Below are 26,889 nucleotides of genomic sequence, written 5' to 3'. Positions count from 1 at the left end.
CATGGCGGAGCGTCAGCGAATGTTCGAAACCCAGTCTAGCCTCGCTTCAAATAAAGACAACATGTTGACATATTAATGTGTTCAGTCTTATCTTCAGTTCAGCGATCAGAGGTTCACCTTCGCCGACAACAAGAACAATACGACCTAACGAGAGGTGGTCTACCCCATGACTATCACCGCAACCGTGTCAGCCGAACGCCGCGCATCGATGATCAGCGCTGGCGCCTGGAATGACATGATCATTACCGATTACCTTGACCAAGCCGTTTCAATGGCCGCCGACTCGACGGCCATCGTCGCGTACCGATCAAACCAGGCTCAGCGACACAGGATCACCTATGCGGAACTGGATCGAGTGGTCCGGCGCATGGCGGCCGGCCTGGCTTCGCTGGGTGTGAACAAAGGAGACGTGGTGTCCTGCCAACTGCCCAACTGGTGGCAGATGACCGCGCTGCATCTGGCTTGCGTGCGCATCGGTGCGGTGCTCAATCCGCTGATGCCGATCTTCCGGGAGCATGAACTGCGCTTCATGCTGAGCCATGCACAAAGCCGCGTGCTGGTGGTCCCGCAGTCCTTCCGTGGCTTTGACCATGGGGCGATGGTGGACGGTTTGCGTGGCGAGCTGCCGGCGCTCGAACATGTACTGGTGATCGACAGTCACGATGAAAACCGCTGCTTCCAGCGGGTACTGCTGGACCGCGCCTGGGAGGCGGAACTGGACACCCGGGCGCTGTTCGCCGAACGGCGACCCGGTGCAGATGACGTCGTGCAACTGCTCTACACCTCCGGCACCACCGGCGAGCCGAAGGGCGTGCTGCACAGTAGCAATACCCTCTGGAGCAACATCCGTCCGTACGCCGAGCGCCTGCACCTGAGCGGCCAGGACGTCATTTTCATGGCCTCCCCCATGGCTCACCAGACAGGTTTTCTCTACGGCCTGATGATGCCCATCTACCTGAAGTGCGCCGCCGTGCTACAGGACGTATGGGACCCCGCCTTCGCAGTCCGTGTCGCCGAGGCCGAGCGGCCCACCTTTACGATGGCATCGACCCCTTTTCTGGCCGATCTGATTGACGTTGCACCGCAGCATCAGCAGGCCCTGGGCTCGCTGCGCACCTTTGTGTCCGCCGGCGCGCCGATACCCAGTGCGTTGGTGGAGCGGGCCGGCGCAGCGGTCAATGCCCGGATCGTCTCGGCCTGGGGAATGACCGAGAACGGTGCGGTGACCATGACCCGCCCCGAGGACGCGCCGGAGCGCGCCATTGGCAGCGATGGCCTGGCCCTGCCCCATATGCAGGTGCGCGTTGTCGATGAGGACGGCGCGGCCGTGCCGGAAGGGACCGAAGGCAATCTCATGGTTCGGGGTGCCAGCCTGTTCATCGGTTACCTCAAGCGCCCGGACCTTTACAGCGTGGACGAGAACGGCTGGTTCCCTACCGGCGATCTGGCACGCATGGATGCAGAGGGCTACATCCGGATCACCGGACGCACCAAGGATGTGGTGATCAGGGGCGGCGAAAACGTGCCGGTGGTAGAGATCGAAAACCTGCTCTACAAGCATCCGGCGATTTCGGCAGTCGCCCTGGTCGGTTGCCCCGACGCCCGGCTGGGCGAACGTCTCTGCGCCTACGTGACGCTGCATGAGGGTTATGGGTCGCTGAGCCTGGAGGACATCGTCAGCTTCCTGCTCGAGCAACGACTCACCCGCAACTACCTGCCCGAATACCTGGAAGTGCTGGCGGCATTGCCTCGCACGCCTTCGGGAAAAATCCAGAAATTCAAACTGCGCGAACGGGCCATGAGCCTCTGCCTCTCGGCGGCGAAACCGGCCTGAACCCATCCTGAACGCACCCAACCGGAGTACTCACCCATGAAAGGTCTACGTGAAAAAACCGTGATCGTCACCGGCGGTGGCGGAGGCATCGGTCGCGCCCTGTGCCTGCGCTTCGCGGCTGAAGGCAGCCGTGTCGCGGTATTCGACCGTGACGCGTCCGCTGCCCAGGCAACCGCTGAGCTGATCACCGAAGCGGCAGGCCAGGCGAAGGCCTACACGGTGGATATCACCGACTACGCCAGCATCGTCGAAACGGTAAACAGTGTGCAGGACGAACTGGGCGTACCCACCGTGCTGGTCAACAATGCCGGCTTCGATCGTTTCATGCCGTTTCTCAAGAGCGACCCCGGCATCTGGCAACAGCTGATCGACATCAACCTGACCGGCGCGCTCAACATGCACCACGTCGTGCTGCCGAAAATGCTCGAAGCAGGCGGTGGCAAGGTCATCAATATCGCCTCCGACGCTGCACGCGTCGGCTCGTCCGGCGAGGCGGTGTATGCCGCCTGCAAGGCCGGCTTGATCGGCCTGTCGAAGACCCTGGCGCGAGAGCTCGCGAGCAAGAACGTCAATTTCAACGTGGTCTGCCCAGGCCCCACCGACACCGCGCTGCTGAAAAGCGTGGCGGCGACCTCGAACAATCCCGAAAAGCTGCTCGAAGCATTCCGTAACGCAGTACCCAAGCGCCGCCTCGGCCAGCCGGACGACTACCCAGGCATCGTCTGCCTGCTCGCCAGCGACGACGCGGACTTCATCACCGGCCAGGTCATCAGCGTATCCGGCGGCCTGACCATGGCCGGCTAACAGGAGAGCAACATGGACTACGAAGACATCCTCTACAGCGAAGCCGATGGCGTCGCGACCATCACCATCAATCGCCCGGACCGCTATAACGCCTTCCGCGGCCAGACCTGCATGGAGCTGATCGACGCGTTCAACCGTGCCGGCTGGAACAGATCCATCGGCGTGATCGTCTTCACTGGCGCGGGCGACAAGGCATTCTGTACCGGCGGTGACCAGAGCGCCCACGCGGGTCAATACGACGGACGTGGCCTGATCGGCCTGCCGGTCGAAGAATTACAGCGGCTGATCCGCGAGGTGCCCAAGCCGGTGATCGCCCGTGTCAACGGCTTCGCCATCGGCGGCGGGCACGTGCTGCATGTCATCTGCGATCTGTCCATCGCCTCAGACAAGGCCGTTTTCGGGCAGGTCGGGCCCAAGGTCGGCTCGGTCGATCCGGGCTTCGGAACCGCCTACCTCGCCCGCGTCGTGGGCGAGAAGCGCGCGCGGGAGATCTGGTATCTGTGCCGCAAGTACAGCGCGCGGCAGGCCCTGGAATGGGGCCTGGTGAATGCCGTCGTAGCGCACGAGGCGCTCGATGACGAAGTGCAGAAATGGTGCGACGAAATACTCGAGAAGAGCCCCACTGCCCTCTCCATCGCCAAACGCTCGTTCAATGCCGACAGTGACAACATCGCCGGAATCGGCGGCCTCGGCATGCAGGCCCTGAGCCTGTACTACGACACCGACGAGGCCAAGGAAGGTACCGCCGCGTTCAAGGAAAAGCGCACGCCGGACTTCCGCAAGTTCTACCGCTGAGCCATTCGCTCCGCCCATCATCGGGTGCTCCGCCGGGCACCCGGACCCAATCGATCACTGCGCCCTGCGCAGGGGGAAAACGCCATGAATTTCGCCTTCAATGAAGACCAGAACGCGATCCGCGAAAGTGTGGCTCGCTTCAGCGCCGACGTACTCGCCCCCGCCTACCGCAAACGCGACCAGGCCGGCATCATCGAACGTGACGTCATTCGCCAGATGGGCGAAATGGGGCTGCTCGGCGGAGAACTACCGGAGCAGTACGGCGGAAGCGGCCTGGACTGCGTGACCGCTGGAATCATCGTCGAGGAGATCTCACGCGGCGACTTCAACGTCGGCTACATCCCCTTACTGGCCTCGCTCAACGGCCAGATCATCAGCCAGCACGCCCGCCCCGAACTGGCGAGCGAATGGCTCACCGAGATTACCGCCGGTCGGCGGATCGTGTGCATCGCACTGACCGAACCCGGTGGCGGCTCCGATGCGGCGAGCCTGCGCCTCAAAGCCGAACGCAGGGGCGACGTCTACGTCCTGAATGGGGAGAAAACGTCCATCTCCATGGCCGACCAGGCTGACGTCGCCGTCGTGTTTGCCCGCACCGGCACCCAGGAAGCTCGCGCCAATGGCATCAGCGCCTTTCTCGTCCCCATGAACCTGCCCGGTATCAGCACCACACGCTTCGAAGATGCCGGCCAGCGCGCCATTGGCCGTGGTTCGATCTTCTTCGATAACGTCGCGGTGCCTGCCAGCCATCGGCTCGGTGATGAGGGCCAGGGCTTCAAGCAGGTCATGCAGGGCTTCGACTACAGCCGCGCGCTGATCGGCCTGCAGTGCCTGGCCGTGGCCCAGCAGTCACTGGACGAGACCTGGCAGTGGCTGACCGAGCGGCAGGCATTCGGCCAGCCACTCGCCGCCTTCCAGGGACTGACCCACCCGCTGGCCGAGTTCCAGACGTACGTCCAGGCCGCCCGCTTGCAGTGCTTCTACGCGCTCTGGCTGAAGGATTCCGGCCAGCGGCACAACGCCGAAGCGGCGATGAACAAATGGTGGGCGCCAAAGTTGGCGTTCGATGTGGTCAAGCAGTGCATGCTTGCCCATGGCCACACTGGGTGGGGCGAAGACCTGCCTTTTTCCCAACGCATGCGCGACGTGCTCGGGCTGCAGATTGGTGACGGCACGGCGCAGATCATGAAAAATATCATCGCCCGCGAGTGCATTCCCAGATAGCCGTATCGGCATGACCGGCTGAGCACCGCCTTCGCGCAAAGGAACCCTGATGACCGCGATTGAAACCAAGAGCATTCCCAACCGGCTTTTCTTCCGGTTGTTCCAGACCGGCAACGTGCTGCAGCGGCAGGTACAGAAGGAGATGGGCATCAGCACCGTGCAGTGGGCCGTACTCGGCGCGCTGTCTCGCCCAGGCTATGAAGACGGAATTTCGTTCAACCAACTGACCGAATACTTGGTCGTCAGCCGCCAGAGCCTGGACGGCGTGCTCAAGCGCATGGAGCGGGACCAGCATGTACAGCGCGTACCGCACCCGGACGATGGACGCGCTCGGCTGGTCAGGTTGACCGCACAGGGTCGCGCCTACTGGGACGCACTCCAACAGCGGATCGAGGAATTCTATCGGCAAGGCTTGAAAGGCTTCAGCTTCGATGACAGCGTCAATTTCCTGCACTACCTCAGCAAGTTGCAGGGCGACCTGGACGGTATTGCCCTGGCCCGCACAGCCACCTCGACCGACACACCCCTCGAATGAACGCATGGCGCCAAAGTGGCGCCCGGTCAGCCTTCTGCCTTGCGTTCCTGCTTGAGCAGCCCCCATACGATTGCCAGGCCAGCCGCGGCCATCGCTGCCGCGCCGAGGAAGATGCTCTGCATCCCGATGTAGACGGCCAGCCCTCCCATGATCGCCCCGGACAGCCCCAGCGCCAGATCGAAGAACATAGCGAAGACGCTGAGTCCGGAGCTGCGGTTGCCCGCCCCGACGCGTGATACCACGCCTACTCCCAGCGCCGGATAGAGCAAGGAAAGCCCGCACCCCGTCAGGGCGGATCCGGCCAGGGCCACGCCGGGCGCCTCGGCGAGCCAGAGCATGAGCAGCCCAAGGATTTCCACCACCAGACAGACCACCGCAACCGAATAACCCCCGACACGGTTGATCAGGTTGGGGAACAGCAGGCGCGTTCCGATGAAGGCGAACGCGAAAGCGGTCAGGCACCAGGCGGCCCCGTCCCAACCGCGCGCGTTGTAGTACAGCGCAATGAAGGCTGTCAGCGTTCCGTAGCCGATCGTCGCCAGCGCCAGACTGATGCCGGGCGGAGCGACCTTCCACAACACCTTGCCGAACGGCAAGCGCTCACCCGGATTGAGGGGGGCGTCGCCTCGGCGCCAGGCAAGGGCCAAACCGGTCGCGGCCAGCAGCATGGTCACCACACCCAGGCTCCACAACCCGAGCGACTGCGTCATAAACACACCCAGCGGTGCGCCGATACCCACCCCGCCATAGGCCGCGACGCCGTTCCAGGAAATCATTCGCGCGGTGCTTTGCGGCCCGAGTCGACTGATTCCCCAGGTGATCGCCGAAATGCCGATCAGACTTTGCGCAAAGCCGAGGATCAAGCGGCTCGCCAGCATGACGCCGATGCTCGCCATCGGCCAGGATTCCAGCAACGCCGAGATCAGCAGCAACAGGCCGCTGGCCAGGCCGGACGCCATACCGATCAATACGGTCTTCTTCGCGCCGCGCTCGTCGGCAAGACGCCCGGCAAGCGGGCGGCAGAGCAAGGTGGTCAGGTATTGGGCGCCGATGACGATACCGGCGATGGCGGTGCTGAAGCCAAGCGTCTCGTGCACGTAGCCTGGAAGCGACGCCAGGGGAATGCCGATGGAGATGAACGAGATGAAATTGAACACCACCAGCGACAGGATGAACAACGTGTCGTTTGCAGCAGGTGTTTTCGCAGCGGGCATCGGTTCGCCTGTCGATTGGGTGGAACACGGTAGGAAGCTGGCGGGCCGGATCAGGGCCAGACGTTCAGAGAACGAGCGCCCGCGCCGCTCAACGGGCCATGCCCTCTCCGGCGCATTCTGATCTTGGCAAAGCCGAACTCATCATACAACCGCGTCGAAAGGGTTTGGGGTTTGAATTCGCTCCGCTATCCACCCCGCGCGACACCTGATCTACGCTACCGCGGCAAGCCGACCCGTACGACAGCAGATACGATGACCTCATCGAAGCCAGGCCCCGGCAACAGCATGCGGGGCTACTACTTTCTCTTTCCAAAATATCGCTACTTAGCGCCTCATATACCTGACACCACCTCCACTGATCAGTAGCGCTTCGCTGGTCAAAATACCGACCGGGCCATTTCTGGCTCGATCGGGCCAAAAATGGCTCGACGCGTATCCTTTGTTTTCAATTACTTACGAAGCACCGAGTCAAAAATGGCCCGACTTGCTTGAATTTCCCTGTGTTTTTTAGGGTTTTAGGCCCAACGGCTTGTCGTAAACGACATTCTACATTCACCTAACCAATTGATTATAAAAGGCTTTTATCCATCTTTATGGATGTTGGCACGTCCTATGCTCTGTCGCTCTCGTCCCCATCACCGGGACGGACCCAAGGCCATCGTGGCCCCCGACGACATAAGGAATCTGTCATGTCCACACCCGCATACATTGCCATCACTGGCAGGACCCAGGGCAATATCACCCAAGGTGCTTTCACTTCCGATTCGGTCGGTAACGTTTATCAGGAAGGTCACGAAGATCAGATCCTGGTGCAGGAAATCAAGCACCGCGTGACCACGCCCACCGACCCGCAAAGCGGCCAGCCTTCCGGCCAGCGCGTGCACAAGCCGTTCGTGTTTACCTGTGCGCTGAACAAGGCCATCCCGCTGCTATATCAGGCTCTGGCCACCGGCGAGACCCTGAACAAGGTCGAAACGCAATGGTTCCGCACTTCGGTCGAGGGCAAGCAGGAGCATTTCTTCACCACCCTGCTTGAAGACGCCACCATCGTCGACATCAATACCGTGCTGCCGCACGCGCAGGACAGCAGCAAGTCCGGTTATACCCAGCTGATCGAGATCAGCCTGGCTTACCGCAAGATCACCTGGACCCATGCCGTGGCAGGGCACCGAGGCCTCCGACGACTGGCGCAAGCCGATCGTCTGATGCGCCTACCGCCGCTGCCGCCCTGGGCGGTGGCGGCTTCTCTTGTCATGGACGCCGGTATCGCTTGCCGGCCGCAAGGAGCACGTCATGCCGAGCCAAGCCGATCTGCGTTTTACCGTCACCGCTGCGGCGGGTGATTTCGAGGTGGTGAGTTTTACCCTGGACGAGGCGCTTTCCGAGCCTTTTCGTCTGGAGCTGGAACTGGCCAGTTTCGATCCGGCCATCGATTTCGCTCAGGTGCTCGATCAGCCTCTGACCTTGACCATCGAGCAGTACGGCGTCGCCGTGCGTCATGTGCAGGGCCGCGTCAGTGCCTTCGAGCAGGCCGACAGCGGCTTTCGTCGCACCCGTTACCGGGCGCTGGTCGAACCCGCCCTGGCCCGTCTGGGCCTGTGCTCGGACTGGCGCATCTTTCAGGCATTGTCTGTGCCTCAGATTATCGAGCAGGTGCTCGCCCAGCACGGCCTCAGCGATTGCGAAGTGGTCTGCACCCGTGAACACCTGCCCCGCGAGTATTGCGTGCAGGCCGGTGAGACCGATCTGGCCTTCATTGAGCGGCTGGCCGCCGAGGAAGGTTTTTATTACGCCTTCGCGCACAGTGCCAACAGTCATCGCCTGCTGTTCAGCGACCATCTTCACAGCCACGGCACCCTTGAGGGCGAGCCGTTGCTCTACAACCCCAGCGCCGGGGGCGATGCGCCCGTGCCCGCGCTGCACCGCTTCACCTATGCCGAGCAGGTGCGCACCGCGCGCCAGACCCAGCGCGACTACACCTTCAAGCACCCGCGCTACAACCAGCAGCACAGTGTCGAGGGGGCCGAGCTCGACCACCAGCGCAGCGATTATCAGCGCTATGACTATCCCGGACGCTACAAGCAGGACGAAGCCGGTCAGCCGTTCACCCGCACCCGTTTGCAGGCCCTGCGCGGCGATGCGCGGGTGGCGCGGGTCGAGGGTGACGATGCGCGGCTGCTGCCCGGCCCGGCCTTTACCCTGATCGGCCACCCGCGTGCGGACATGAATCGCGGCTGGCGCGCCCTGCGCCTGCATCACGCCGGCACCCAGAGCACCAGCCAGCAGGAGGAAGCCGCCGAGGCCGAACAGGGCACGCATTATCATCTTCGCGCCGAGCTGCTGCCCGACCACAGCGACTGGTGCGCGCCGCTGCCGCCGAAGCCGCGTATCGACGGCCCGCATATCGCCACGGTGGTCGGGCCTGCGCGCGAGGAAATCTATTGCGACGCCTTCGCCCGGATCAAGGTCGAGTTTCCCTGGGACCGCCGGGCGCAGGGCGACGAGCACAGCTCCTGCTGGATTCGGGTGGCGCAGAACTGGGCCGGTCCGGCGTGGGGGCATATCGCCCTGCCACGGGTCGGGCACGAGGTCATCGTCGATTTCCTCGACGGTGACTGCGATCAGCCGATCGTCACCGGACGGACCTACCCGGCGACTCACCCGACGCCCTACAAGCTGCCCGACTACAAGACCCTCAGCGCCATTCGCAGCAAGGAACATCAGGCCAACCGGGCCAACGAGCTGCGCATCGACGACACCCACGGGGAAATCAGCATCGCGCTGATGAGCGATCACGCGCACACCGCGCTGAACGAAGGCTTTCTGACCCATCCCAGGCCACAAGGCGGCGCGCCACGCGGCGAGGGTTTCGAGTTGCGCAGCGATGCCAGCGGCGCGTTGCGTGCGGCCAAGGGCCTGCTGCTGTCCACCGAGGCCCAGGCGCAAGCCAACGGCGGTCAGCTCGACCGCGCCGGGGCCATCGCGCTGCTGGAGAGCGCGCTGGAACTGGCGCGCACGCTCGGCCAGGTCGCCGCCGACAACCAGGGCATCGGCCACGATCCCGAGCCGCAGCAGACCCTGACCAGCGCTGTGCGCGAACTCGACCAGGGCGCCAACGACCACCCCGAAGGCAGCGGTGGTGGCCAACCGCTGATCGCCGTCAGCGCCCCGGCGGGCGTGGCCGTCGCCACCCCGCGCAGCATCGCCCTGAGCGCCAGCGAACACATCGACAGCGTCGCCCAACAGCACCAACACCTGAGCGCCGGGCAGAACATCGTGCTCAACGCCGGGCAGGACGTGGGGCTGTTTGCGCAAAGCGGCGACATGCGCCACATCGCCCACCGGGGCGAAGTGCAAATCCAGGCGCAGCACAACGGCATCAAGGTGCAGGCCGAGCAAAGCATCGAACTCAGTTCCTCTCAGCAACACATCACCATGGCCGCCAAGGACCACATCACCCTGCTCTGCGGCGGGGCCTACATCCGGCTCGCCGGCGGCGATATCGAGTTCGGCATGCCCGGCAGCTTTACGGTCAAGGCTCAAGCGCACGTTCTGACGGGTGCGAGCCAGGCATCCTGGCCGTTACCGGCCTGGATGACCCAAGGCAACTGGATAGCCATCGACCATCGCAGCCCTGACGGCACCCCGTTCGCGGAGCAGGGCTACCAGATTTTCTTCGAGGGCGGTCAGGTCATTGCCGGGAATCTCGATGCCGAAGGCTACGCCCGGCATGAAAACGTGCCGGAAAAAGCCATCAAGGTCGAGTACGCCCCCCTCCCACCTCAGCAGGACCCCGCCTGGGAACCGCTGCCAACGCTCATCGCTGCCGCCCGCGCCAAGTTGAATTAAGGATGACTCTCTATGTGGGATGAACTTGAAAACGCGCTCGCCTGGTACGCGGCCGCCCCCGTGCGCTGGGTCGATAGCGCCAGGCAGGACCTGAGCGCCGCCGCCGAGTGGATATGGATCGTGCTCCAGGGCGACTTCGCCGACGAACAGAGCACCGCGCAGATTGTGACCGGCACGGTGATCTCGATGATTCCGTTAGTCGATCAGATCTGCGACGTGCGCGACCTCGCCGCCAACTGCAAGAAAATCAACGCCGACAGCAGCAATACATGGGCCTGGGTCGCCCTGCTGCTGACCCTGGTCGGCCTGATTCCGCTACTCGGCTCGCTGGCCAAGGGCTGCTGCAAGATTCTTTTCGCCTACGGACGCAAATTTGCTGCCAAGAGCGACAAGGCAGTCAAGATGGAGCAGTTCTGGGAAGCCAGCCGCTCCTACGTCGACGCCGGTATCCTCAAGCTCAACCAGCACCTTCAAAGCCCCGTCGTACGGCGGACCCTTAATAGCCTCAATATTCTGGAGCCTTATCGCTGGCTGGCCGATGAAGTACGCAGGCTTGCCGCTGCACTCGACGTGGGCGAACTGCTGAAGGTGTTCGATCAACTCATCGACAGCCTGCGCGAGCTTATCGAGCTGATCCAGCGCTGGAGCGACGCCGCCATGGCGACCCGCGCCGGGCAGATGCTGGAAACCGTCCTCAATGTTCGGCGCATGGCCCACGCCAAACTGGAGGAATGCATCCGCCCTGTGCACGACTGGATGGAGAAACTGGCCCGACGCCTGGATATCGAGGCCGACATGAGCCACCGCGCCCGGGTCGGCGCGGTCAATGTGCACCCAAACACCCCGGCACTACAGGCAGCCAACGACGCAATTGAACTCGACCTGAACAAGCCGGGGTGGGTGGATAAGACGGAAAGGCTGGTGCATAAAGCGATGGAAGAGGCACCTTCAAAGTCAGGTTGGCCGGATATCAGCGCATCAGGACCAGATCCCTTAAAAGATCTCTACAAGACGTTCAAGGATGCTACCCCAGTGCCCATTCCACCCGGAGAAAAGCTCTACCGTGTGGTCGCGCCAGGCTCCAATGACAATGCCGGGCACTGGATGCGCGAAGCGGAATTTCTCGCCCTGAAGAACCGTGACGACTGGCGCCGCCGCTTCGCTGTATGGCGCTACTGGAACCGCAACGGCGAATATGTCACCTATACCGTGCCGCCGGGCCAATCGCTGAAGGCCTGGGAAGGCCCAGCCGCCAGCCAGCAATTGCGCAAGGACAGCCTTTATGTATTGGAAGGCGGAGCCATGCAGATCGTCGTCGATCCTCGTGAGTTGCAACCAGTGTACCTGAGCAAACGGCAACCAACGAATTGGGGCTACAGAGACTTCCCTGGCGAGAGCGACGAATTTCTCGGCCTGCCCAAGCTGACCAATAAGATCGACAGACGCTACCTGCCACCCGACCACAAACTCGACCTGCCCGAATAGGACGCACCATGCCCACGCCCCTGATCCCCCAGGAAATCTACGTGCTGGAACGCTACAGCTCCAAGGACTACTACCTGCATATGCAGGACGCCTGGGAGGCGATGCTCCAGCATGTCGAAAGCTGCCTGCAGCGCTTTATGCAGCAATTGCCACCCGACTACCGCATGCGGCCACTGCCGTACCAGCCGGATATCGTCTGGGGGCAGACGGTATTACCAATCTTCCGCGAAACCATGCAGTCACTGAACGAGGGCTTTATCGAACTGACCCATGGCATCCACAGCGGACTCGGTGCGGCGATCAGTGTGGAAAATGACCTGCGCGGTGCCCGTGAATACTCGGAAGAGTGGATGGATGAAGTGGAGCCGGGGGCGGCACACCAGTACTGGGAGCTGATTGGCCGAGCCTCGTTTTTTGCCGGCAACATACTACGAACAACCCAAGCCATCTGGTGTAGAGGTGCACTTTCCACACGTTACAATCCCTCCAGCCGCGGTCCATTGGACCCACCGACTGCCTGGCCCCGTTACCGCTCGAATCCCAGGGTACAGGTCCGTACGGGTGAGCCAATACTGCAAACCGGCATCTACCTGCCAGAGGTGGAAGATTCCTGTCCTCAGTTCCTGATCGCTTCCGGGAAACACAGCAAGTATGAGCGCACGGCCCCTGAAGCTCGGGTAGGTCTAAGCCCCAGCGGATTCCAAAGCGCCTCGGAGCAACCCACCCTCTGGACCCTGGTCGAGCGCGTGCCCGGCGAGACCGTTCCCCTCGATGAAGGCAAAGGCCCCAGCGCCTTGCCGCCGCCACCCACCTACGCCGGACAGCCCTGCCCACGCAGCGGCTACTGGTACACCCGCGCCCAGCGCGATTCCCGTCGCCGCTTCGAGCAGGACGAGGTCTTCCCCAGCATTCCCAGCGAAGTCAGCAAGGGCTACACCCTCTGGCACTGGGATACCGATCAGAGTGGACATTGACAGCATGCCTACGCCCCTGATCCCCCAGGAAATCTACATGCTGGAACGCTACAGCTCCAAGGACTACTACCTGCACATGCAGGACGCCTGGGAGGCGATGCTCAAACATGTCGAAAGCTGCCTGCAACGCTTTATGCTGCGATTGCCACCCGACTATCGCACGCGGCCTCTACCGTACCAGCCGGATATCGTCTGGGGACAGACGGTGCTGCCGATCTTTCGTGAAACCATGCAATCACTGAACGAAGGCTTTATCGAACTGACCCATGGCATCCACAGCGGACTCGGTGCGGCAATCAGTATCAAGAACGATTTTCGCGGTGCCCGTGAATACTCGGATGAATGGATGGATGAAGTGGAACCGGGAGCATCGGACCAGTACTGGGAGCTGATTGGCCGAGCCTCCTTTTTTGCCGGCAATATAATGTCAACCAGCGAAGCCATGTGGTGCAAAGAAGAACTTTCCACAGGTTACGAGCCTTCTATCCGAGGACCACTGGACCCACCGACCGCCTGGCCCCGTTACCGCTCGAATCCCAGGGTACAGGTCCGTACGGGCGAGCCAATATTGCAAACCGGTATCTACCTGCCAGAGGTGGAAGATTCCTGTCCTCAGTTCCTGATCGCCTCCGGGAAACACAGCAAGTATGAACGCACCGCCCCTGAAGCTCGGGTAGGCTTAACCCCAGGTGGATTCCAAAGCGCCTCGGAGCAACCCACCCTCTGGACCCTGGTCGAGCGCGTGCCCGGCGAGACCGTTCCTCTTGAGGAAGGCAAAGGCCCCAGCGCCTTGCCACCGCCCCCCACCTACGCCGGCCAGCCCTGCCCACGCAGCGGCTACTGGTACACCGCGCCCAACGCGATTCCCGTCGCCGTTTCGAGCAGGACGAGGTATTCCCCAGCATTCCCAGCGAAGTCAGCAAGGGCTACACCCTCTGGCACTGGGATACCGATCAGAGCGGACATTAATAGCCATGCCCACGCCCCTGATCCCCCAGGAAATCTACATGCTGGAACGCTACAGCTCCAAGGACTACTACCTGCATATGCAGGACGCCTGGGAGGCGATGCTCCAGCATGTCGAAAGCTGCCTGCAACGCTTTATGCTGCAATTGCCACCCGACTATCGCACGCGGCCTCTACCGTACCAGCCGGATATCGTCTGGGGGCAGACGGTATTGCCGATCTTTCGTGAAACCATGCAATCACTGAACGAGGGCTTTATCGAACTGACCCATGGCATCCACAGCGGACTCGGTGCGGCGATCAGTGTGGAAAATGACCTGCGCGGTGCTCGCGAGTACTCGGAAGAGTGGATGGATGAAGTGGAGCCGGGGGCAGCACACCAGTACTGGGAGCTGATTGGTCGCGCCTCCTTTTTTGCCGGCAATATAATGTCGACCAGCGAAGCCATGTGGTGCAAAGAAGAACTTTCCACAGGTTACGAGCCTTCTATCCGAGGACCACTGGACCCACCGACTGCCTGGCCCCGTTACCGTTTGAACCCCAGGGTACAGGTCCGTACGGGCGAGCCAATATTGCAAACCGGTATCTACCTGCCCGAGGTGGAAGATTCCTGTCCTCAGTTCCTGATCGCCTCCGGGAAACACAGCAAGTATGAACGCACCGCCCCTGAAGCGCGGGTAGGCTTAACCCCAGGTGGATTCCAAAGCGCCTCGGAGCAACCCACTCTCTGGACCCTGGTTGAGCGCGTGCCCGGCGAAACTGTTCCCCTCGATGAAGGCAAAGGCCCCAGTGCCTTGCCGCCGCCCCCCACCTACGCCGGCCAGCCCTGCCCACGCACCGGCTACTGGTACACCCGCGCCCAGCGCGATTCCCGCCGCCGCTTCGAACAGGACGAGGTCTTCCCCAGCATTCCCAGCGAAGTCAGCAAGGGCTACACCCTCTGGCACTGGGATATCGATCAGAGCGGACATTGACAGCCATGCCCACGCCCCTGATCCCCCAGGAAATCTACGTGCTGGAACGCTACAGCTCCGAGGACTACTACCTGCATATGCAGGACGCCTGGGAGGTGATGCTCAAACATGTCGAAAGCTGCCTGCAGCGCTTTATTCGGCAATTGCCGCCGGACTACCGCACGCGGCCTCTACCGTACCAGCCGGATATCGTCTGGGGACAGACGGTATTACCGATCTTTCGTGAAACCATGCAATCACTGAACGAGGGTTTTATCGAGCTGACCCATGGTATCCACAGCGGACTCGGTGCGGCAATCAGTGTGGAAAATGACCTGCGCGGTGCCCGCGAATACTCGGAAGAGTGGATGGATGAAGTGGAGCCGGGGGCGGCACACCAGTACTGGGAGCTGATTGGCCGAGCCTCCTTTTTTGCCGGTAACATAATGCGCACCAGCGAAGCCATGTGGTGCAAAGGAGCGCTTTCCACACGTTACAACCCCTCTACCCGGGGCCCATTGGACCCACCGACCGCCTGGCCCCGTTACCGCTCGAATCCCAGGGTACAAGTCCGTACGGGCGAGCCAATATTGCAAACCGGTATCTACCTGCCCGAGGTGGAAGATGCCTCGCCTCAATTCCTGATCGCTTCAGGGAAACACAGCAAGTACCAACGCACAGCCCCTATGGCAAAATGCGGTCTCATTCCAAGCGGCTTGAACGCAGCGACTAAACAACCCACCCTCTGGACCCTGGTCGAGCGCGTGCCCGGCGAGACCGTTCCTCTTGAGGAAGGCAAAGGCCCCAGCGCCTTGCCACCGCCCCCCACCTACGCCGGCCAGCCCTGCCCACGCACCGGCTACTGGTACACCCGCGCCCAACGCGATTCCCGTCGCCGCTTCGAGCAGGACGAGGTCTTCCCCAGCATTCCCAGCGAAGTCAGCAAGGGCTACACCCTCTGGCACTGGGATACCGATCAGAGTGGACATTGACAGCCATGCCCACGCCCCTGATCCCCCAGGAAATCTACGTGCTGGAACGCTACAGCTCCAAGAATTACTACCTGCACGCTGGGCGCGGAGGTGCGAGCGTCGCAAACGTGGACGCCGAACGCCTCGGCGCGGCCAGCCCTCGCGCGGCCCGGCCGCCGAACGAGGCTATATCGTTGAGCCGGGGGACGCCGTCAGACCTTGAACCGCATGACCAGGCCATTCAAATCGATCGCCAGGCGGGACAGGTCCTGGCTGGCGGCGTTGGTCTGATGCGCGCCAGCCGAGGTCTGCACGGCAAGGTCGCGGATGTTGACCAGGTTGCGGTCGACTTCACGCGCCACCTGGGCCTGCTCCTCTGAAGCACTGGCGATGACCAGATTGCGCTCGGTGATGTGACTGATCGCCTGGGTGATTTCTTCGAGCGCCTGGCCGGCAGCGCGTGCGACATCCAACGTGCCATGGGCCAGCTCGTTGCTGTTGCGCATGGCAGCCATCGCGTCGTTGGTGCCCTGTTGCACGCCGCCGATCATGCTTTCGATCTCGCGGGTCGATTGCTGCGTCCGGTGCGCCAGGGCGCGAACCTCGTCAGCCACTACCGCGAAACCACGGCCGGCTTCCCCGGCGCGAGCCGCCTCGATCGCCGCATTGAGCGCCAGCAGGTTCGTCTGCTCGGCAATCGAGCGGATCACATCGAGTACGCCGCTGATGCTGCGAATCTTGTCTGCAAGCTGCTCGACCTGCGCAGCCGTGCCGGTCACATTCTCGGCCAGGCTATTGATAGATTCGACGGTCTTAATCACCTGGCGCTGTCCCTCTCGGGCTGTTCTATCCGAGTCGCGGGAGGCCTCGGAGGTGGCAACCGCGTTTCGCGCGACTTCATCGACTGCCGCGGTCATCTCGTTGACCGCGGTTGCAGCTTGCTCCAGCTCGTTATTCTGCTGGTGGAGGCCTTTGCTCGAGTCCTCGGTGACCGCATTCAGCTCTTCGGCTGCCGACGCCAGTTGATCCGACGAACTGGCGATACTCTGGATCGTACCCTTCAGGTTCTGTTGCATCGTCTGCATGGCACGGAGCAGCGTGGCCGGCTCATCCGCCCCGGCGACAGCGAATGCCTCGGTCAAATCTCCGCCTGCTATCGTTTCCGAGACCCGTACGGCTTCGGACAGCGGCTTGACGATACTGCGGGTCAGCATCAGCGCCAACACAGCGGTAAGCAAGGCGGCGAACACAATCAGGCCGATCACCGCTGTGATCGCACGGTCATAAACCTGGTCAGCCAGCGCAGCGGACTCGTCCGCCGCTTCGGCGTTTATTTTCATGAGCGCGCCGAACTGCGCCCCCAGGTCATCGGAAATCGCTTTGTATTGTGTGCCGAGCAGCGCGCTGAGCTCATCCAGGCGACCCTCGTTCGATAGCCGGATCAGCTGGTCGTTGACGGCGTAATAGGCATCGAGTGCCTGCTCCAGCCGGGCGAACTGCTGGCGCTCGCGCTCGCTGGACAGCAAGGTTTCATATTGTGTCTTGGCTTTCTTCAACTGCGCGGTGAGCTCCGCGGCCCGAGCGATACTGACGCTCAGTTGCTCCGGCTCACGGTCCACCAAAATGCGAAATGAGACGATTCGGATCCGTAGAATGTTCTCGTTGATTTGTCCCAGCGCGGCGTAGCTGGGCATGCTGTTTTCCCTCAGCTCGACAGCGGTTCCGCGGATCGCCTTCAGCTCGACCAGAGAAAAGATGCCCAGCAGTATCATGAGCAGCGCAATTACGGAAAAGCTGAGAAACGCGCGCGGCGCGATTTTGATGCGTCGAAGAAGCATGTCGTTTGTCCAGTGTTGAGAGCGGAGCGTGAATGAGCGGTCCGGATGTCCCACTCCAGTTATCGGCGGCCGTTCACTTCGCTGGAACCTGGCTGACCAACGGTAACCGGCACGAAGGCTGACGCGCGGTGCGCCTGCCTGGCGCCCGTCCAGTTCGATGGCGCTTGCGACTCGATGGCGACGTGCTGCCCAACCGGCGAGCGGATCGCGGTCAGTGAATGATTTTCACGGCACAACAGGGGCCGTCGTGCTCCGCTTTTAAACGCTCCAGAAACGCAAAAGCCCCGGAATACGGGGCCTTCAGATTGCGATATGGCGGAGGAGGTGAGATTCGAACTCACGGAAGAGTTTCCCCTTCGACGGTTTTCAAGACCGTTGCATTCAACCGCTCTGCCACTCCTCCGCAGAGAGCGGGCGCCATAGTACCGGAACGAAACACACTGTCAAACTCTGTTGTTAGAGTGAAACGAAAGCTCTGCTATGATCCGAGTCAATTCACCTCAGGCTGAATACATCTACAGGAGTGGCGACATGCTCAAGCAACAGTACGCATCTACGCACACGCAGGTTGAACAGCAGGAAGTCAGCCGCGTTCTACGCAATACATACGGCCTTCTGGCCATCACCCTGGGCTTCAGTGCCCTGGTCGCCTACATGGCGATGCAGGCGAATGCGGCCTACCCGAACATCTTCGTGGTGTTGATCGGCTTCTACGGACTGTTCTTCCTGACCGTCAAGCTGCGCAACTCGGCCTGGGGCTTGCTTTCCACGTTCGCCCTGACCGGGTTCATGGGCTATACGCTCGGGCCGATTCTCAATATGTACCTGGGCACCGCCAACGGCGGCGAGCTGATCGCCTCAGCGCTGTCGATGACCGCATTGGTGTTCTTCGGGCTATCGGCCTTCGTGCTGATCACCCGCAAGGACATGAGCTTCCTGAGCGGCTTCATCACGGCGGGTTTCTTCGTCCTGCTGGGCGCCATGGTCGCTAGCTTCTTCTTCCAGATCAGCGGACTGCAACTGGCAATCAGCGCCGGCTTCGTGCTGTTTTCCTCGGTCTGCATCCTGTATCAGACCAGCGCAATCATCCACGGCGGCGAACGTAACTACATCATGGCGACCATCGGCCTGTACGTTTCGCTGTATAACCTGTTCATCAGCCTGCTCCAGCTGATGGGCATCATGGGTGGCGACGACTGATAGCCACTCGTTGAACGAGCCCGCTTCGGCGGGCTTTTTCGTTTCTGCCGCTGGCGTATCATGTCCCCAGCAATCCGACGGTGCCTCATGAAATTCGTTATCGCCTTGTTCTCCCCCGCCCATTCGCCGGCCTCGCGGCGTGCGTTGCGCTTCGCCGAAGCCGTGCTGGCCGGTGGGCATGAAATAGTCCGGCTGTTTCTTTACCAGGACGGTGTTCACAGCGCCTCGGCCAATCTGGTCGCGGGGCAGGACGAGCAGGACATCGCAGCCCAGTGGACCCACTTCGTCGGCAGCCACCGGCTCGATGGGGTGGTCTGCATCGCCGCCGGCCTACGCCGCGGCGTATTGGATGAACAGGAAGCGAGGCGCTATCAGCGGCCTGCCGCCAATATCGCGCCCGGCTGGGAGCTGTCCGGTCTGGGGCAGTTACATGAAGCCTGCCAGCAGGCGGACCGTCTCGTCTGCTTCGGAGGCCACTGATGGCGCGCTCGATGCTGATCATTACCCGCCAATCGCCATGGTCCGGCCCCACGGCTCGCGAGGCATTGGACATCGTGCTGGCCGGCGGCGCGTTCGAACTCCCGCTCGCACTGCTGTTCCTCGATGATGGCGTGTTCCAGCTGGCCCCCGCGCAGCAGCCAGCACATCTGCAGCAGAAAGACCTGACGGCCAACCTGCAGGCGCTGGCGATGTTCGGTGTCGATTCCCTCTTTGCCGCCAAGCGCAGCCTCGAATCGCGAGGGCTCGACGAGACGACGCTGCCTTTGCCGGTCGAGGTGCTCGACGATGCCGCACTCGGTGCCCTTATCAACCGTTACGACCATGTGATCACCCTCTGATGGCTACCTTGCATGTGCTTTCTCACTCCCCGTTCGGCGACGACCGTCTGGTCAGCTGTCTTCGTCTTCTTGGTGACGGCGATGCCTTGCTGCTGAGTGGCGACGCGGTCTACGCGGTGCAGTGCGCGACCACCCACCGCGAGTCGCTGGAGTCGATGCCAGACGGCATCACGCTCTACGCTCTGGAGGAAGACGTTGCCGCTCGTGGCCTTTCAGACCTGCCCGCACGCTTGCGGCAGGTCGATTACCCAGGCTTCGTCGAACTGTGCTGCCGCTATGCACGGACCAATACATGGCTATGAAGGCGTTGAATGTGAACGGTGCGCAAGTTGCTGTGGACCAGGACGGATTCCTGGTCAACCTCGACGACTGGAACGAATCGGTCGCCGAGGCGCTGGCGAAGGCCGAGGGCATCAACCTCGAAGCCGAGCATTGGGAGATTCTGCATCTGCTGCGGGAATTCTATCGCGAGTTTCAGCTCTCTCCGGCAACGCGCCCACTGATCAAGTACACCGCCCTGAAACTCGGCCCGGAAAAGGGCAAAAGCATGCACCTGAACCGTCTATTCAAAGGCACACCCGCCAAACTCGCCGCAAAGCTGGCGGGCCTGCCGAAACCGAGCAACTGCATATGAGCCTTGTCACCCCTGCCGAACACCCCTTCGCCGTCTTCGTCCGGATCCTGGGCAAAGGCAAGCGCGGCGCCCGCGATCTCACCCGAGAAGAAGCCCGCGAAGCCATGGGGATGCTGCTCGACGGTAAGGTCGAAGACACCCAGCTCGGTGCGTTCCTGATGTTGCTGCGGCACAAGGAAGAGAGCGCGCAGGAGCTTGCCGGATTCACCGAGGCCGTACGCGAGCGCCTGCACGCGCCGTCGATTGCCGTGGATATTGACTGGCCGACCTACGCCGGCAAGAAACGCCACCTGCCGTGGTACCTGCTCGCAGCCAAGTGCCTGGCACGCAACGGCGTCCGCATCCTTATGCACGGCGGTGGCGCGCATACCGCCGGCCGGATGTACAGCGAACAGCAGCTCGATCTGCTGGGAATCGCCCGCTGCGAAGACTGGAACAGCGTTGCCGTTGCTCTGGACCGGGCCAACCTCGCCTTCGCCCCGCTCGGTTTCTGGATGCCTGGACTGCAGCGGATGATCGATCAACGCAACATTCTCGGGCTGCGCTCGCCCATCCATTCGCTGGCGCGCATCCTCAACCCGCTGGGTGCCCGTTGCGGTCTGCAAAGCATATTTCATCCCGGCTACCAGGCCAATCACCGCGAAGCCAGCCGTTTGCTGGGAGACACGGCCATCGTGATCAAAGGTGAAGGCGGCGAGATCGAGGTCAATCCGGACGGCGTTGCGCACCTGTACGGCACTCAAGCGGGCGTGTCCTGGGACGAGGACTGGCCGGCGCTTTCGCCACAACGCCACGTCAAGCCGGCGACACTCGATCCGCAGCATCTGCTGGCCGTCTGGCAAGGCACGGTCGAGGACGCGTACGGTGAGCTGGCCGTCGTGGCGACCATCGCGCTGGCGTTGCGCGGGCTCGGCCAATCGCGCGAATCCGCGTTCAGCCAGGCGCGCCAGTATTGGGAACGACGCAACCTATCGCTCTGAACGATGGATCAGACCGGCTAATGTGACCCATCCATCGAACTATCCTCCATAGACTGGCCCCTAATCTGAAAGCACGAGGAGGCAGAACATGGGGCTCTTGGTGGATGGACAGTGGCAGGACCGCTGGTACGAAAACAGCCGTGACGGCGAATTCCAGCGAGAACAGGCGCAACGACGCGACTGGGTGACCGCGGACGGTTCGCCCGGTCCGGACGGCCAACGCGCGGTCAAGGCTGAAGCCGGACGCTATCACCTCTATGTTTCGCTCGCCTGCCCTTGGGCACATCGCACGCTGATCTATCGCAAACTCAAGCAGCTCGATCAGTTGATCGACGTGTCGGTCGTCAGTTGGCTAATGGCCGAGCACGGCTGGACCTTCGACCTGGACACAGGCTCCACCGGTGACGCACTGGACGGTCTGCAATACCTGCATCAGCGCTACACCCGCGATGACGAAAACTACACCGGCCGCGTCACCGTACCGGTGCTGTGGGATCGCCAGCAGCAACGCATCGTCAATAACGAGTCCGCCGAGTTGATCCGCATCTTCAACAGGGCGTTCGATGGGCTGACCGGATCGACACTGGACCTCTGCCCTGAACCGCTGCGCGCCGAGATCGAGATGCTCAACGAGCGAATCTATCCGCGGGTCAACAATGGGGTTTATCGCGCCGGATTCGCCTCCACGCAGAAGGCCTACGAGGCGGCGTTCGACGAAGTGTTCAGCGAACTGGACTGGCTGGAGCGGCGTCTCGGTGACCGGCGATACCTCACTGGCGAATATCTGACCGAAGCGGACTGGCGCCTGTTCACCACATTGGTCCGCTTCGATGCCGTCTATCACGGGCATTTCAAATGCAATCTGCGGCGGATCGAGGACTACCCGAACCTGTCGAACTGGCTGCGCGAGCTGTACCAATGGCCCGGGATCGCCGAAACCGTCGACTTCACCCATATCAAGAGCCATTACTACGCGAGTCATCGTCATATCAATGCCAACGGCATCATTCCGAAAGGCCCGCATCTGGCACTGGATCGTGCGCATGATCGCGACCGCCTCCCAGGCAAGGGCATCTGGTCGCGCTGACAGGGCGGATAGGGCGCGTTAGCGCCGGCATGAGTGCACGCGCCGCGTTTATTCCGGCGCGCGACCCGAGCCCTCGAACCAGGCGAGCTTTTCGCGGAGTGTGACCACTTCGCCGACAATGATCAGCGTCGGCGCCTGGACCTGCTCGCCCGCGATCCGCGCGGCGAGATTGGCGAGCGTTCCGGTAAACACCCGCTGATGGCTGGTGGTGCCCTGCTGGATCAGCGCGACGGGCGTATCGGCAGCACGCCCGTGGGCGATCAGTTGTTCGCAGATCACCGGTAGCCCCACCAGCCCCATGTAGAACACCAGGGTCTGGCTGGGCGCGACCAATTCCGACCAAGGCAGGTCGCAGCTGCCGTCCTTCAAATGGCCGGTAACGAAACGCACCGATTGCGCATGGTCGCGATGCGTCAAGGGTATACCGGCGTAGGCGGCGCAGCCGCTGGCGGCGGTAATTCCCGGGACGACCTGGAACGGAATGTCATGCGCGGCCAGCTCTTCGATTTCCTCGCCACCCCGCCCGAATATGAAGGGATCGCCACCCTTCAGGCGCAACACCCGCTTGCCCTGCAGGGCAAGCGTGACCAGCAGTTGATTGATCTGATCCTGCGGAACAGCATGCGCGGCGCGCTGTTTACCGACGTAGATGCGGTCGGCATCGCGGCGACACAGATCGAGGATGGCGGGCGCGACCAAGCGGTCGTAAAGCACGACATCGGCTTGCTGCATCAACCGCAGCGCGCGGAAGGTCAGCAGATCCGGGTCGCCGGGTCCCGCACCAACCAGATACACCTCGCCAAGGCACTTGGACGTTGCGCCAGAAAGCTTTGCCGCCAGCAGCCGCTCGGCTTCGTTCACCTGTCCGGTCATTGCACGCTCGGCAATGTGGCCCTGAAACACCTCCTCCCAGAACACCCTTCGCTGCTGTACGTTCGGAAGTTTCGCCTTGACCTGGCTGCGGAACTTCTTCGCCAGACCGGCCAGCTGGCCGTACACCGCCGGGACCCAGGTTTCGATACGCGCCCGCATCAAGCGCGCCAGGACCGGAGCGTCGCCGCCGCTGGACACGGCAATGATCAGCGGCGAGCGATCGACTATCGCTGGAAAGATGACCGAGCACAGGTCGGGCGAATCCACCACGTTGACCGGAATGCCCAGCGCCTTGGCGTCTTCTGAGACCTGGGCATTCAGACGACCGTCATCAGTGGCGGCAATGACCAGCACGCAGCCCGCCAGATCGTCGCGCACATAGCCGCGCAGGACCGCCTGCCCGCCGCCCTGCTCGACCAGTTCAGCCAGTTGGGGCTCGATCTCGGGCGCCACGACACGCAGCACGGCCCCGGCCTCGGATAACAGGCGCGCCTTGCGCAAGGCGATCTCGCCGCCACCGATGACCAGCACAGCGCGCGCCCTGAGATTATGGAACAGCGGCAGAAAATCCATCAGCGAGCCCTGGTGACTGTAAAAGTGAGACCATCTCAGCCGTTACGCCGGAGACGGCCCTTGTCGGCGATCAAGCTGTAAGCATAGTGCCGACTGGAAACCAAAGAGCGGCGACGGGTTCGCCGCCGCGCACCGGCATCAGCCGATGATCTCGATGCCACCCATGTAGGGCTTCAGGACGTCGGGCACACGAATGCCGCCGTCCGCCTGCTGGTAATTCTCCAGTACAGCCACCAGCGTGCGCCCCACTGCCAGGCCCGAGCCATTGAGCGTGTGCACCAGTTCCGGCTTGCCGGTTGCCGGGTTACGGAAGCGCGCCTGCATGCGACGTGCCTGGAAATCGCCGCAGTTTGAGCAGGAGGAAATCTCGCGGTACTTGTCCTGGCTCGGAACCCAGACCTCCAGATCATAGGTCTTGGTTGCACCGAAGCCCATGTCACCGGTGCACAGGGCCAGCACCCGGTAGGGCAAGCCCAGCAACTGCAAGACCTTTTCCGCATTGGCTGTGAGGCTTTCGAGTGCCTCGGCGGACTGGCTCGGCTCGACGATCTGTACCATCTCGACCTTGTCGAACTGATGCTGGCGGATCATCCCTCGGGTATCGCGGCCGGACGCACCGGCCTCGCTACGAAAGCACGGCGTATGCGCGACGAACTTCAACGGCAGTTGCCTGGCATCGAGGATTTCGCCGGCCACGATGTTGGTCAGCGACACTTCGGCGGTTGGAATCAGGTAAAGGTCGGCCTCGTTCGCGCGCGTGATCCTGAACAGATCCTCCTCGAACTTCGGCAACTGTCCGGTGCCCTGCAAAGCCGGTGCCTGGACCAGATACGGTGTGTAGGCTTCTTCGTAGCCGTGCTCCCGGGTGTGCAGGTCGAGCATGAACTGAGACAGCGCCCGGTGAAGACGCGCAATCGGCCCGCGCATCAGCGCGAAGCGCGCGCCCGACAGTTTGGCGGCGGTTTCGAAGTCCAGCCAACCATGCTGCTCGCCCAGCGCGACATGATCCTTGATCTCGAAATCGAAACGATTGGGCGTGCCCCAGCGGCGCACTTCGACGTTATCGTCTTCATCCTTGCCCACCGGTACCGACTCGTGAGGCAAGTTCGGCACATTCAGCATCAGTTGGTCGAGTTCGGCCTGAATGCCATCCAGCTCGACCTTGCCTGCGTCTAGTTCGCTGGCCATTCGATCCACATCGGCGAGCAACGGCGCGATGTCCTCGCCACGCTGCTTGGCCTGGCCAATCGATTTGGAGCGAGCGTTGCGCTCGGCTTGCAGTTGCTCGGTACGGGTCTGCACGGTCTTGCGCTGTGCTTCCAGCGCCTCGATACGCGCCACGTCCAGCTGGTAGCCGCGAGTAGCCAAGCGATCGGCGACGTCCTGCAGCTGTGTGCGTACCAGTTTCGAATCAAGCATGGTGAGTCTCGTCTGTGAAAGCTTTGAGGAAAGGCGGAGCGGTAGCGGAGTTTACTGTGATCGCGGCCAGGTTCATAACCTGCCGAGCGCCAGCCCGCCCCAGGCGGCCAGCAGCCCGCCCAACACGCTGAGCCCGACATAGCCGAATGCCGTTGCGAGTTGCCCGCTTTCCAGCAGGCGCAACCCGTCGAGTGAGAAGCTGGAAAACGTCGTCAGCGCGCCAAGGAAACCGATGATGAGGCCGCCGCGCAGCTCCGGGGAAATGTCCGGGCGTGCCAGGAAGGCGGCATACAGATAGCCGATCAGCAGACAGCCGAGCAGGTTGACCGCCAGCGTCGCCAGATAGAAATGGCGGGGCCAATGGGCCGATACCCAAGTCGCAACACCGAAACGGATCAGCGTACCGACCACGCCCCCTGCCGCCACGGCAAGTGCCATCCGTATCATGGTTTTCTCCGTTGCCGTGGGCTTTGTCGATCGAGACGTGCCAGGTGCTCGAGCTTGTCGCGGATCTTGCTCTCCAGCCCGCGCGGCACAGGCTGATAGTACTGACGCGGCGCCATGGCGTCCGGAAAGTAGTCCTCGCCTGCGGCATAGGCATCGGGCTCATCATGGGCGTAGCGGTATTCATTGCCGTAGCCCAGTTCCTTCATCAGCCGGGTTGGCGCGTTTCGCAGGTGCAACGGCACTTCCTGCGAGCCGTTTTCAGCCACGTCGCGCATTGCCGCCTTGTAGGCCATATAAACAGCGTTGCTCTTCGGTGCGCAGGCCAGGTAAACGATGGCCTGGGCCACCGCCAATTCTCCCTCCGGACTGCCCAGGCGCTCTTGAACATCCCAGGCGGATAGACACAGCCCCATCGCACGCGGATCAGCGTTACCGACCTCCTCGCTGGCCATTCGCACCACGCGGCGAGCGATGTACAGCGGATCGCACCCTCCGTCGATCATTCGCGCGAACCAGTACAGCGCAGCATCCGGATTGGAGCCGCGGACGGATTTGTGCAACGCCGATATCTGGTCATAGAAGGCTTCGCCGCCCTTGTCGAAACGACGCCGGCTATCGCCCAGCAGGTCCTGCAACAGCTCGACACTGATCTCACCGCCCTCTTCGGCCAGGTCCGAGGCGTTTTCCAGCAGGTTCAACAGCCGCCGACCGTCGCCATCGGCGGCCGCCATGAGCATCTGGAAACTCTCCTCGGGCAGGCTCAGGCGCATGTCGCCCAGGCCTTTGGGCTCGCCCAGCGCACGGGCCACCAGGCGGCGCAGCGCGGCCTCATCGAGGCTCTTGAGCACGTAGACACGCGCTCTCGACAACAAGGCATTGTTCAATTCGAAGGAGGGATTCTCGGTAGTGGCACCGATGAAGATCAGCGTGCCGTCCTCCACGTAGGGAAGAAAGGCATCCTGTTGCGACTTGTTGAATCGATGCACCTCGTCGACGAAAAGAATGGTGCGGCGGCCATACTGCGCGGCCTGTTGCTTGGCGATCTCCACCGCCTGGCGGATTTCCTTCACACCGGCGAGCACCGCCGAAACGGTCTCGAAGTGGGCGTCGGAAACCTTGGCCAGCAAACGCGCCAAGGTCGTCTTGCCGACGCCGGGCGGGCCCCAGAACACCATCGAATGCAGCGCGCCCTGCTCAAGCGCCTCGCGCAGTGGCTTGCCGCGCGCCAGCAGGTGTTCCTGTCCGACGTATTCATCGAGGCTGGCCGCGCGTAAACGTGCAGCCAGGGGCTGGGCGACAGGATCGCGATTGAACAGGTCCATCGCGGACGGGAACCTCTCATGCAAACGGCCTGCAGGAAAGCAGGCCGTATCGGTTGGCGAAAAGACCGACGCG

The 26,889-nt window shown here is 62.3% G+C and carries 23 protein-coding genes, 1 tRNA gene and 1 pseudogene; 18 read left to right on the top strand and 7 right to left on the bottom strand.

Annotated features, from left to right (window positions below):
• The first annotated feature begins 166 nt into the window (after positions 1-166).
• From GQA94_RS12995 to GQA94_RS12975, 5 genes are all read left to right on the top strand, one after another.
• Positions 167-1,834, top strand: coding sequence for a cyclohexanecarboxylate-CoA ligase (locus tag GQA94_RS12995; RefSeq protein ID WP_158188417.1), 1,668 nt, complete (start codon positions 167-169; stop codon positions 1,832-1,834).
• A gap of 36 nt (positions 1,835-1,870) precedes the next feature.
• Positions 1,871-2,638 (top strand): SDR family NAD(P)-dependent oxidoreductase, encoded by a 768-nt coding sequence (locus tag GQA94_RS12990; RefSeq protein WP_158188416.1) that lies wholly within the window; start codon positions 1,871-1,873, stop codon positions 2,636-2,638.
• A 12-nt stretch (positions 2,639-2,650) separates the two neighbouring features.
• Positions 2,651-3,433 carry an enoyl-CoA hydratase-related protein gene (locus tag GQA94_RS12985; protein WP_158188415.1) on the top strand — a complete coding sequence of 261 codons (783 nt, stop codon included), beginning with the start codon at positions 2,651-2,653 and terminating at the stop codon, positions 3,431-3,433.
• Positions 3,434-3,517: 84 nt separating this feature from the next.
• The gene (gene aliB, locus GQA94_RS12980) at positions 3,518-4,657 is read left to right on the top strand and encodes a cyclohexanecarboxyl-CoA dehydrogenase (RefSeq protein WP_158188414.1); all 1,140 of its coding nucleotides are present in this window, start codon (positions 3,518-3,520) and stop codon (positions 4,655-4,657) included.
• A 49-nt stretch (positions 4,658-4,706) separates the two neighbouring features.
• Positions 4,707-5,192: a MarR family winged helix-turn-helix transcriptional regulator gene (locus GQA94_RS12975; protein ID WP_158188413.1), complete on the top strand. Its 486-nt coding sequence runs from the start codon at positions 4,707-4,709 to the stop codon at positions 5,190-5,192.
• 26 nt (positions 5,193-5,218) lie between these two features.
• Here the strand turns inward: GQA94_RS12975 and GQA94_RS12970 are convergent, their stop codons facing one another.
• The gene (locus GQA94_RS12970; RefSeq protein WP_158188412.1) at positions 5,219-6,406 is read right to left on the bottom strand and encodes an MFS transporter; all 1,188 of its coding nucleotides are present in this window, start codon (positions 6,404-6,406) and stop codon (positions 5,219-5,221) included.
• A 689-nt stretch (positions 6,407-7,095) separates the two neighbouring features.
• On the opposite strand from GQA94_RS12970, the pseudogene GQA94_RS12965 reads away from it, so the two are divergent.
• The 6 genes and pseudogenes from GQA94_RS12965 to GQA94_RS12940 all read left to right on the top strand — a co-directional run bounded on the left by GQA94_RS12965 (position 7,096) and on the right by GQA94_RS12940 (position 15,625).
• Positions 7,096-7,612 (top strand): annotated as a pseudogene (locus GQA94_RS12965) (Hcp family type VI secretion system effector).
• 87 nt (positions 7,613-7,699) lie between these two features.
• Positions 7,700-10,255: a type VI secretion system Vgr family protein gene (locus tag GQA94_RS12960; RefSeq protein ID WP_158188411.1), complete on the top strand. Its 2,556-nt coding sequence runs from the start codon at positions 7,700-7,702 to the stop codon at positions 10,253-10,255.
• A 120-nt stretch (positions 10,256-10,375) separates the two neighbouring features.
• Positions 10,376-11,740: a hypothetical protein gene (locus tag GQA94_RS12955; RefSeq protein WP_233270156.1), complete on the top strand. Its 1,365-nt coding sequence runs from the start codon at positions 10,376-10,378 to the stop codon at positions 11,738-11,740.
• Between the two features lie 8 nt (positions 11,741-11,748).
• Positions 11,749-12,714: a hypothetical protein gene (locus GQA94_RS12950; RefSeq protein ID WP_158188409.1), complete on the top strand. Its 966-nt coding sequence runs from the start codon at positions 11,749-11,751 to the stop codon at positions 12,712-12,714.
• 974 nt (positions 12,715-13,688) lie between these two features.
• Positions 13,689-14,654: a hypothetical protein gene (locus GQA94_RS12945; RefSeq protein WP_158188408.1), complete on the top strand. Its 966-nt coding sequence runs from the start codon at positions 13,689-13,691 to the stop codon at positions 14,652-14,654.
• Positions 14,655-14,659: 5 nt separating this feature from the next.
• A complete protein-coding gene (locus GQA94_RS12940; RefSeq protein WP_158188407.1) occupies positions 14,660-15,625 on the top strand; it encodes a hypothetical protein in 966 nt (321 codons plus the stop codon).
• A gap of 191 nt (positions 15,626-15,816) precedes the next feature.
• Here the strand turns inward: GQA94_RS12940 and GQA94_RS12935 are convergent, their stop codons facing one another.
• On the bottom strand, positions 15,817-17,442 hold the full coding sequence (locus tag GQA94_RS12935) for a methyl-accepting chemotaxis protein (protein ID WP_158188406.1): 1,626 nt from the start codon (positions 17,440-17,442) through the stop codon (positions 15,817-15,819).
• 313 nt (positions 17,443-17,755) lie between these two features.
• Positions 17,756-17,845: transfer RNA gene (locus GQA94_RS12930), tRNA-Ser, on the bottom strand.
• A 128-nt stretch (positions 17,846-17,973) separates the two neighbouring features.
• On the opposite strand from GQA94_RS12930, the gene GQA94_RS12925 reads away from it, so the two are divergent.
• The 7 genes from GQA94_RS12925 (at position 17,974) to GQA94_RS12895 (ending at position 22,182) form a co-directional block, all read left to right on the top strand.
• Positions 17,974-18,642: a Bax inhibitor-1/YccA family protein gene (locus GQA94_RS12925; protein ID WP_158188405.1), complete on the top strand. Its 669-nt coding sequence runs from the start codon at positions 17,974-17,976 to the stop codon at positions 18,640-18,642.
• Between the two features lie 87 nt (positions 18,643-18,729).
• Complete coding sequence (tusD, locus tag GQA94_RS12920; RefSeq protein WP_158188404.1) at positions 18,730-19,122, top strand: sulfurtransferase complex subunit TusD; 393 nt, start codon at positions 18,730-18,732, stop codon at positions 19,120-19,122.
• Positions 19,122-19,481, top strand: coding sequence for a sulfurtransferase complex subunit TusC (gene tusC / locus GQA94_RS12915; RefSeq protein WP_158188403.1), 360 nt, complete (start codon positions 19,122-19,124; stop codon positions 19,479-19,481). Before tusD ends, tusC begins: the two co-directional genes overlap by 1 nt.
• Positions 19,481-19,783: a sulfurtransferase complex subunit TusB gene (gene tusB, locus GQA94_RS12910; protein ID WP_158188402.1), complete on the top strand. Its 303-nt coding sequence runs from the start codon at positions 19,481-19,483 to the stop codon at positions 19,781-19,783. Before tusC ends, tusB begins: the two co-directional genes overlap by 1 nt.
• Positions 19,780-20,115 carry a TusE/DsrC/DsvC family sulfur relay protein gene (locus tag GQA94_RS12905; RefSeq protein WP_158190102.1) on the top strand — a complete coding sequence of 112 codons (336 nt, stop codon included), beginning with the start codon at positions 19,780-19,782 and terminating at the stop codon, positions 20,113-20,115. Before tusB ends, GQA94_RS12905 begins: the two co-directional genes overlap by 4 nt.
• Positions 20,112-21,095: a glycosyl transferase family protein gene (locus GQA94_RS12900; protein ID WP_158188401.1), complete on the top strand. Its 984-nt coding sequence runs from the start codon at positions 20,112-20,114 to the stop codon at positions 21,093-21,095. Before GQA94_RS12905 ends, GQA94_RS12900 begins: the two co-directional genes overlap by 4 nt.
• 88 nt (positions 21,096-21,183) lie before the next feature.
• Entirely contained in the window at positions 21,184-22,182 is a 999-nt protein-coding gene (locus GQA94_RS12895; RefSeq protein WP_158188400.1) for a glutathione S-transferase family protein, read from the top strand.
• A gap of 48 nt (positions 22,183-22,230) precedes the next feature.
• Here the strand turns inward: GQA94_RS12895 and cysG are convergent, their stop codons facing one another.
• The 4 genes from cysG to GQA94_RS12875 form a co-directional block, all read right to left on the bottom strand.
• A complete protein-coding gene (cysG, locus tag GQA94_RS12890; RefSeq protein WP_158188399.1) occupies positions 22,231-23,628 on the bottom strand; it encodes a siroheme synthase CysG in 1,398 nt (465 codons plus the stop codon).
• A gap of 138 nt (positions 23,629-23,766) precedes the next feature.
• Positions 23,767-25,047 (bottom strand): serine--tRNA ligase, encoded by a 1,281-nt coding sequence (serS, locus tag GQA94_RS12885; RefSeq protein WP_158188398.1) that lies wholly within the window; start codon positions 25,045-25,047, stop codon positions 23,767-23,769.
• 72 nt (positions 25,048-25,119) lie between these two features.
• Complete coding sequence (gene crcB, locus GQA94_RS12880; RefSeq protein WP_158188397.1) at positions 25,120-25,494, bottom strand: fluoride efflux transporter CrcB; 375 nt, start codon at positions 25,492-25,494, stop codon at positions 25,120-25,122.
• Positions 25,491-26,816, bottom strand: a complete 1,326-nt coding sequence (locus GQA94_RS12875; RefSeq protein ID WP_158188396.1) for a replication-associated recombination protein A — start codon at positions 26,814-26,816, stop codon at positions 25,491-25,493. The genes crcB and GQA94_RS12875 overlap by 4 nt, the downstream gene beginning before the upstream one ends.
• Positions 26,817-26,889 lie beyond the last annotated feature (73 nt).

The organism is Stutzerimonas stutzeri, from assembly GCF_009789555.1.
GTDB lineage: Bacteria > Pseudomonadota > Gammaproteobacteria > Pseudomonadales > Pseudomonadaceae > Stutzerimonas > Stutzerimonas stutzeri_R.
Note: the sequence above shows the minus strand (reverse complement) of the source record. Positions and strands in the feature narration are given on the sequence as shown.

Coding starts and splice junctions, on each gene's coding strand:
- GQA94_RS12905 (WP_158190102.1), top strand. CDS start 19,780: ATGAAGGCGTTGAATGTGAACGGTGCGCAAGTTGCTGTGGACCAGGAC.
- tusB (WP_158188402.1), top strand. CDS start 19,481: ATGGCTACCTTGCATGTGCTTTCTCACTCCCCGTTCGGCGACGACCGT.
- GQA94_RS12970 (WP_158188412.1), bottom strand. CDS start 6,406: ATGCCCGCTGCGAAAACACCTGCTGCAAACGACACGTTGTTCATCCTG.
- tusC (WP_158188403.1), top strand. CDS start 19,122: ATGGCGCGCTCGATGCTGATCATTACCCGCCAATCGCCATGGTCCGGC.
- GQA94_RS12975 (WP_158188413.1), top strand. CDS start 4,707: ATGACCGCGATTGAAACCAAGAGCATTCCCAACCGGCTTTTCTTCCGG.
- GQA94_RS12875 (WP_158188396.1), bottom strand. CDS start 26,816: ATGGACCTGTTCAATCGCGATCCTGTCGCCCAGCCCCTGGCTGCACGT.
- GQA94_RS12925 (WP_158188405.1), top strand. CDS start 17,974: ATGCTCAAGCAACAGTACGCATCTACGCACACGCAGGTTGAACAGCAG.
- cysG (WP_158188399.1), bottom strand. CDS start 23,628: ATGGATTTTCTGCCGCTGTTCCATAATCTCAGGGCGCGCGCTGTGCTG.
- GQA94_RS12945 (WP_158188408.1), top strand. CDS start 13,689: ATGCCCACGCCCCTGATCCCCCAGGAAATCTACATGCTGGAACGCTAC.
- tusD (WP_158188404.1), top strand. CDS start 18,730: ATGAAATTCGTTATCGCCTTGTTCTCCCCCGCCCATTCGCCGGCCTCG.
- serS (WP_158188398.1), bottom strand. CDS start 25,047: ATGCTTGATTCGAAACTGGTACGCACACAGCTGCAGGACGTCGCCGAT.
- GQA94_RS12935 (WP_158188406.1), bottom strand. CDS start 17,442: ATGCTTCTTCGACGCATCAAAATCGCGCCGCGCGCGTTTCTCAGCTTT.
- GQA94_RS12995 (WP_158188417.1), top strand. CDS start 167: ATGACTATCACCGCAACCGTGTCAGCCGAACGCCGCGCATCGATGATC.
- GQA94_RS12895 (WP_158188400.1), top strand. CDS start 21,184: ATGGGGCTCTTGGTGGATGGACAGTGGCAGGACCGCTGGTACGAAAAC.
- GQA94_RS12985 (WP_158188415.1), top strand. CDS start 2,651: ATGGACTACGAAGACATCCTCTACAGCGAAGCCGATGGCGTCGCGACC.
- GQA94_RS12990 (WP_158188416.1), top strand. CDS start 1,871: ATGAAAGGTCTACGTGAAAAAACCGTGATCGTCACCGGCGGTGGCGGA.
- GQA94_RS12950 (WP_158188409.1), top strand. CDS start 11,749: ATGCCCACGCCCCTGATCCCCCAGGAAATCTACGTGCTGGAACGCTAC.
- aliB (WP_158188414.1), top strand. CDS start 3,518: ATGAATTTCGCCTTCAATGAAGACCAGAACGCGATCCGCGAAAGTGTG.
- GQA94_RS12940 (WP_158188407.1), top strand. CDS start 14,660: ATGCCCACGCCCCTGATCCCCCAGGAAATCTACGTGCTGGAACGCTAC.
- GQA94_RS12960 (WP_158188411.1), top strand. CDS start 7,700: ATGCCGAGCCAAGCCGATCTGCGTTTTACCGTCACCGCTGCGGCGGGT.
- crcB (WP_158188397.1), bottom strand. CDS start 25,494: ATGATACGGATGGCACTTGCCGTGGCGGCAGGGGGCGTGGTCGGTACG.
- GQA94_RS12900 (WP_158188401.1), top strand. CDS start 20,112: ATGAGCCTTGTCACCCCTGCCGAACACCCCTTCGCCGTCTTCGTCCGG.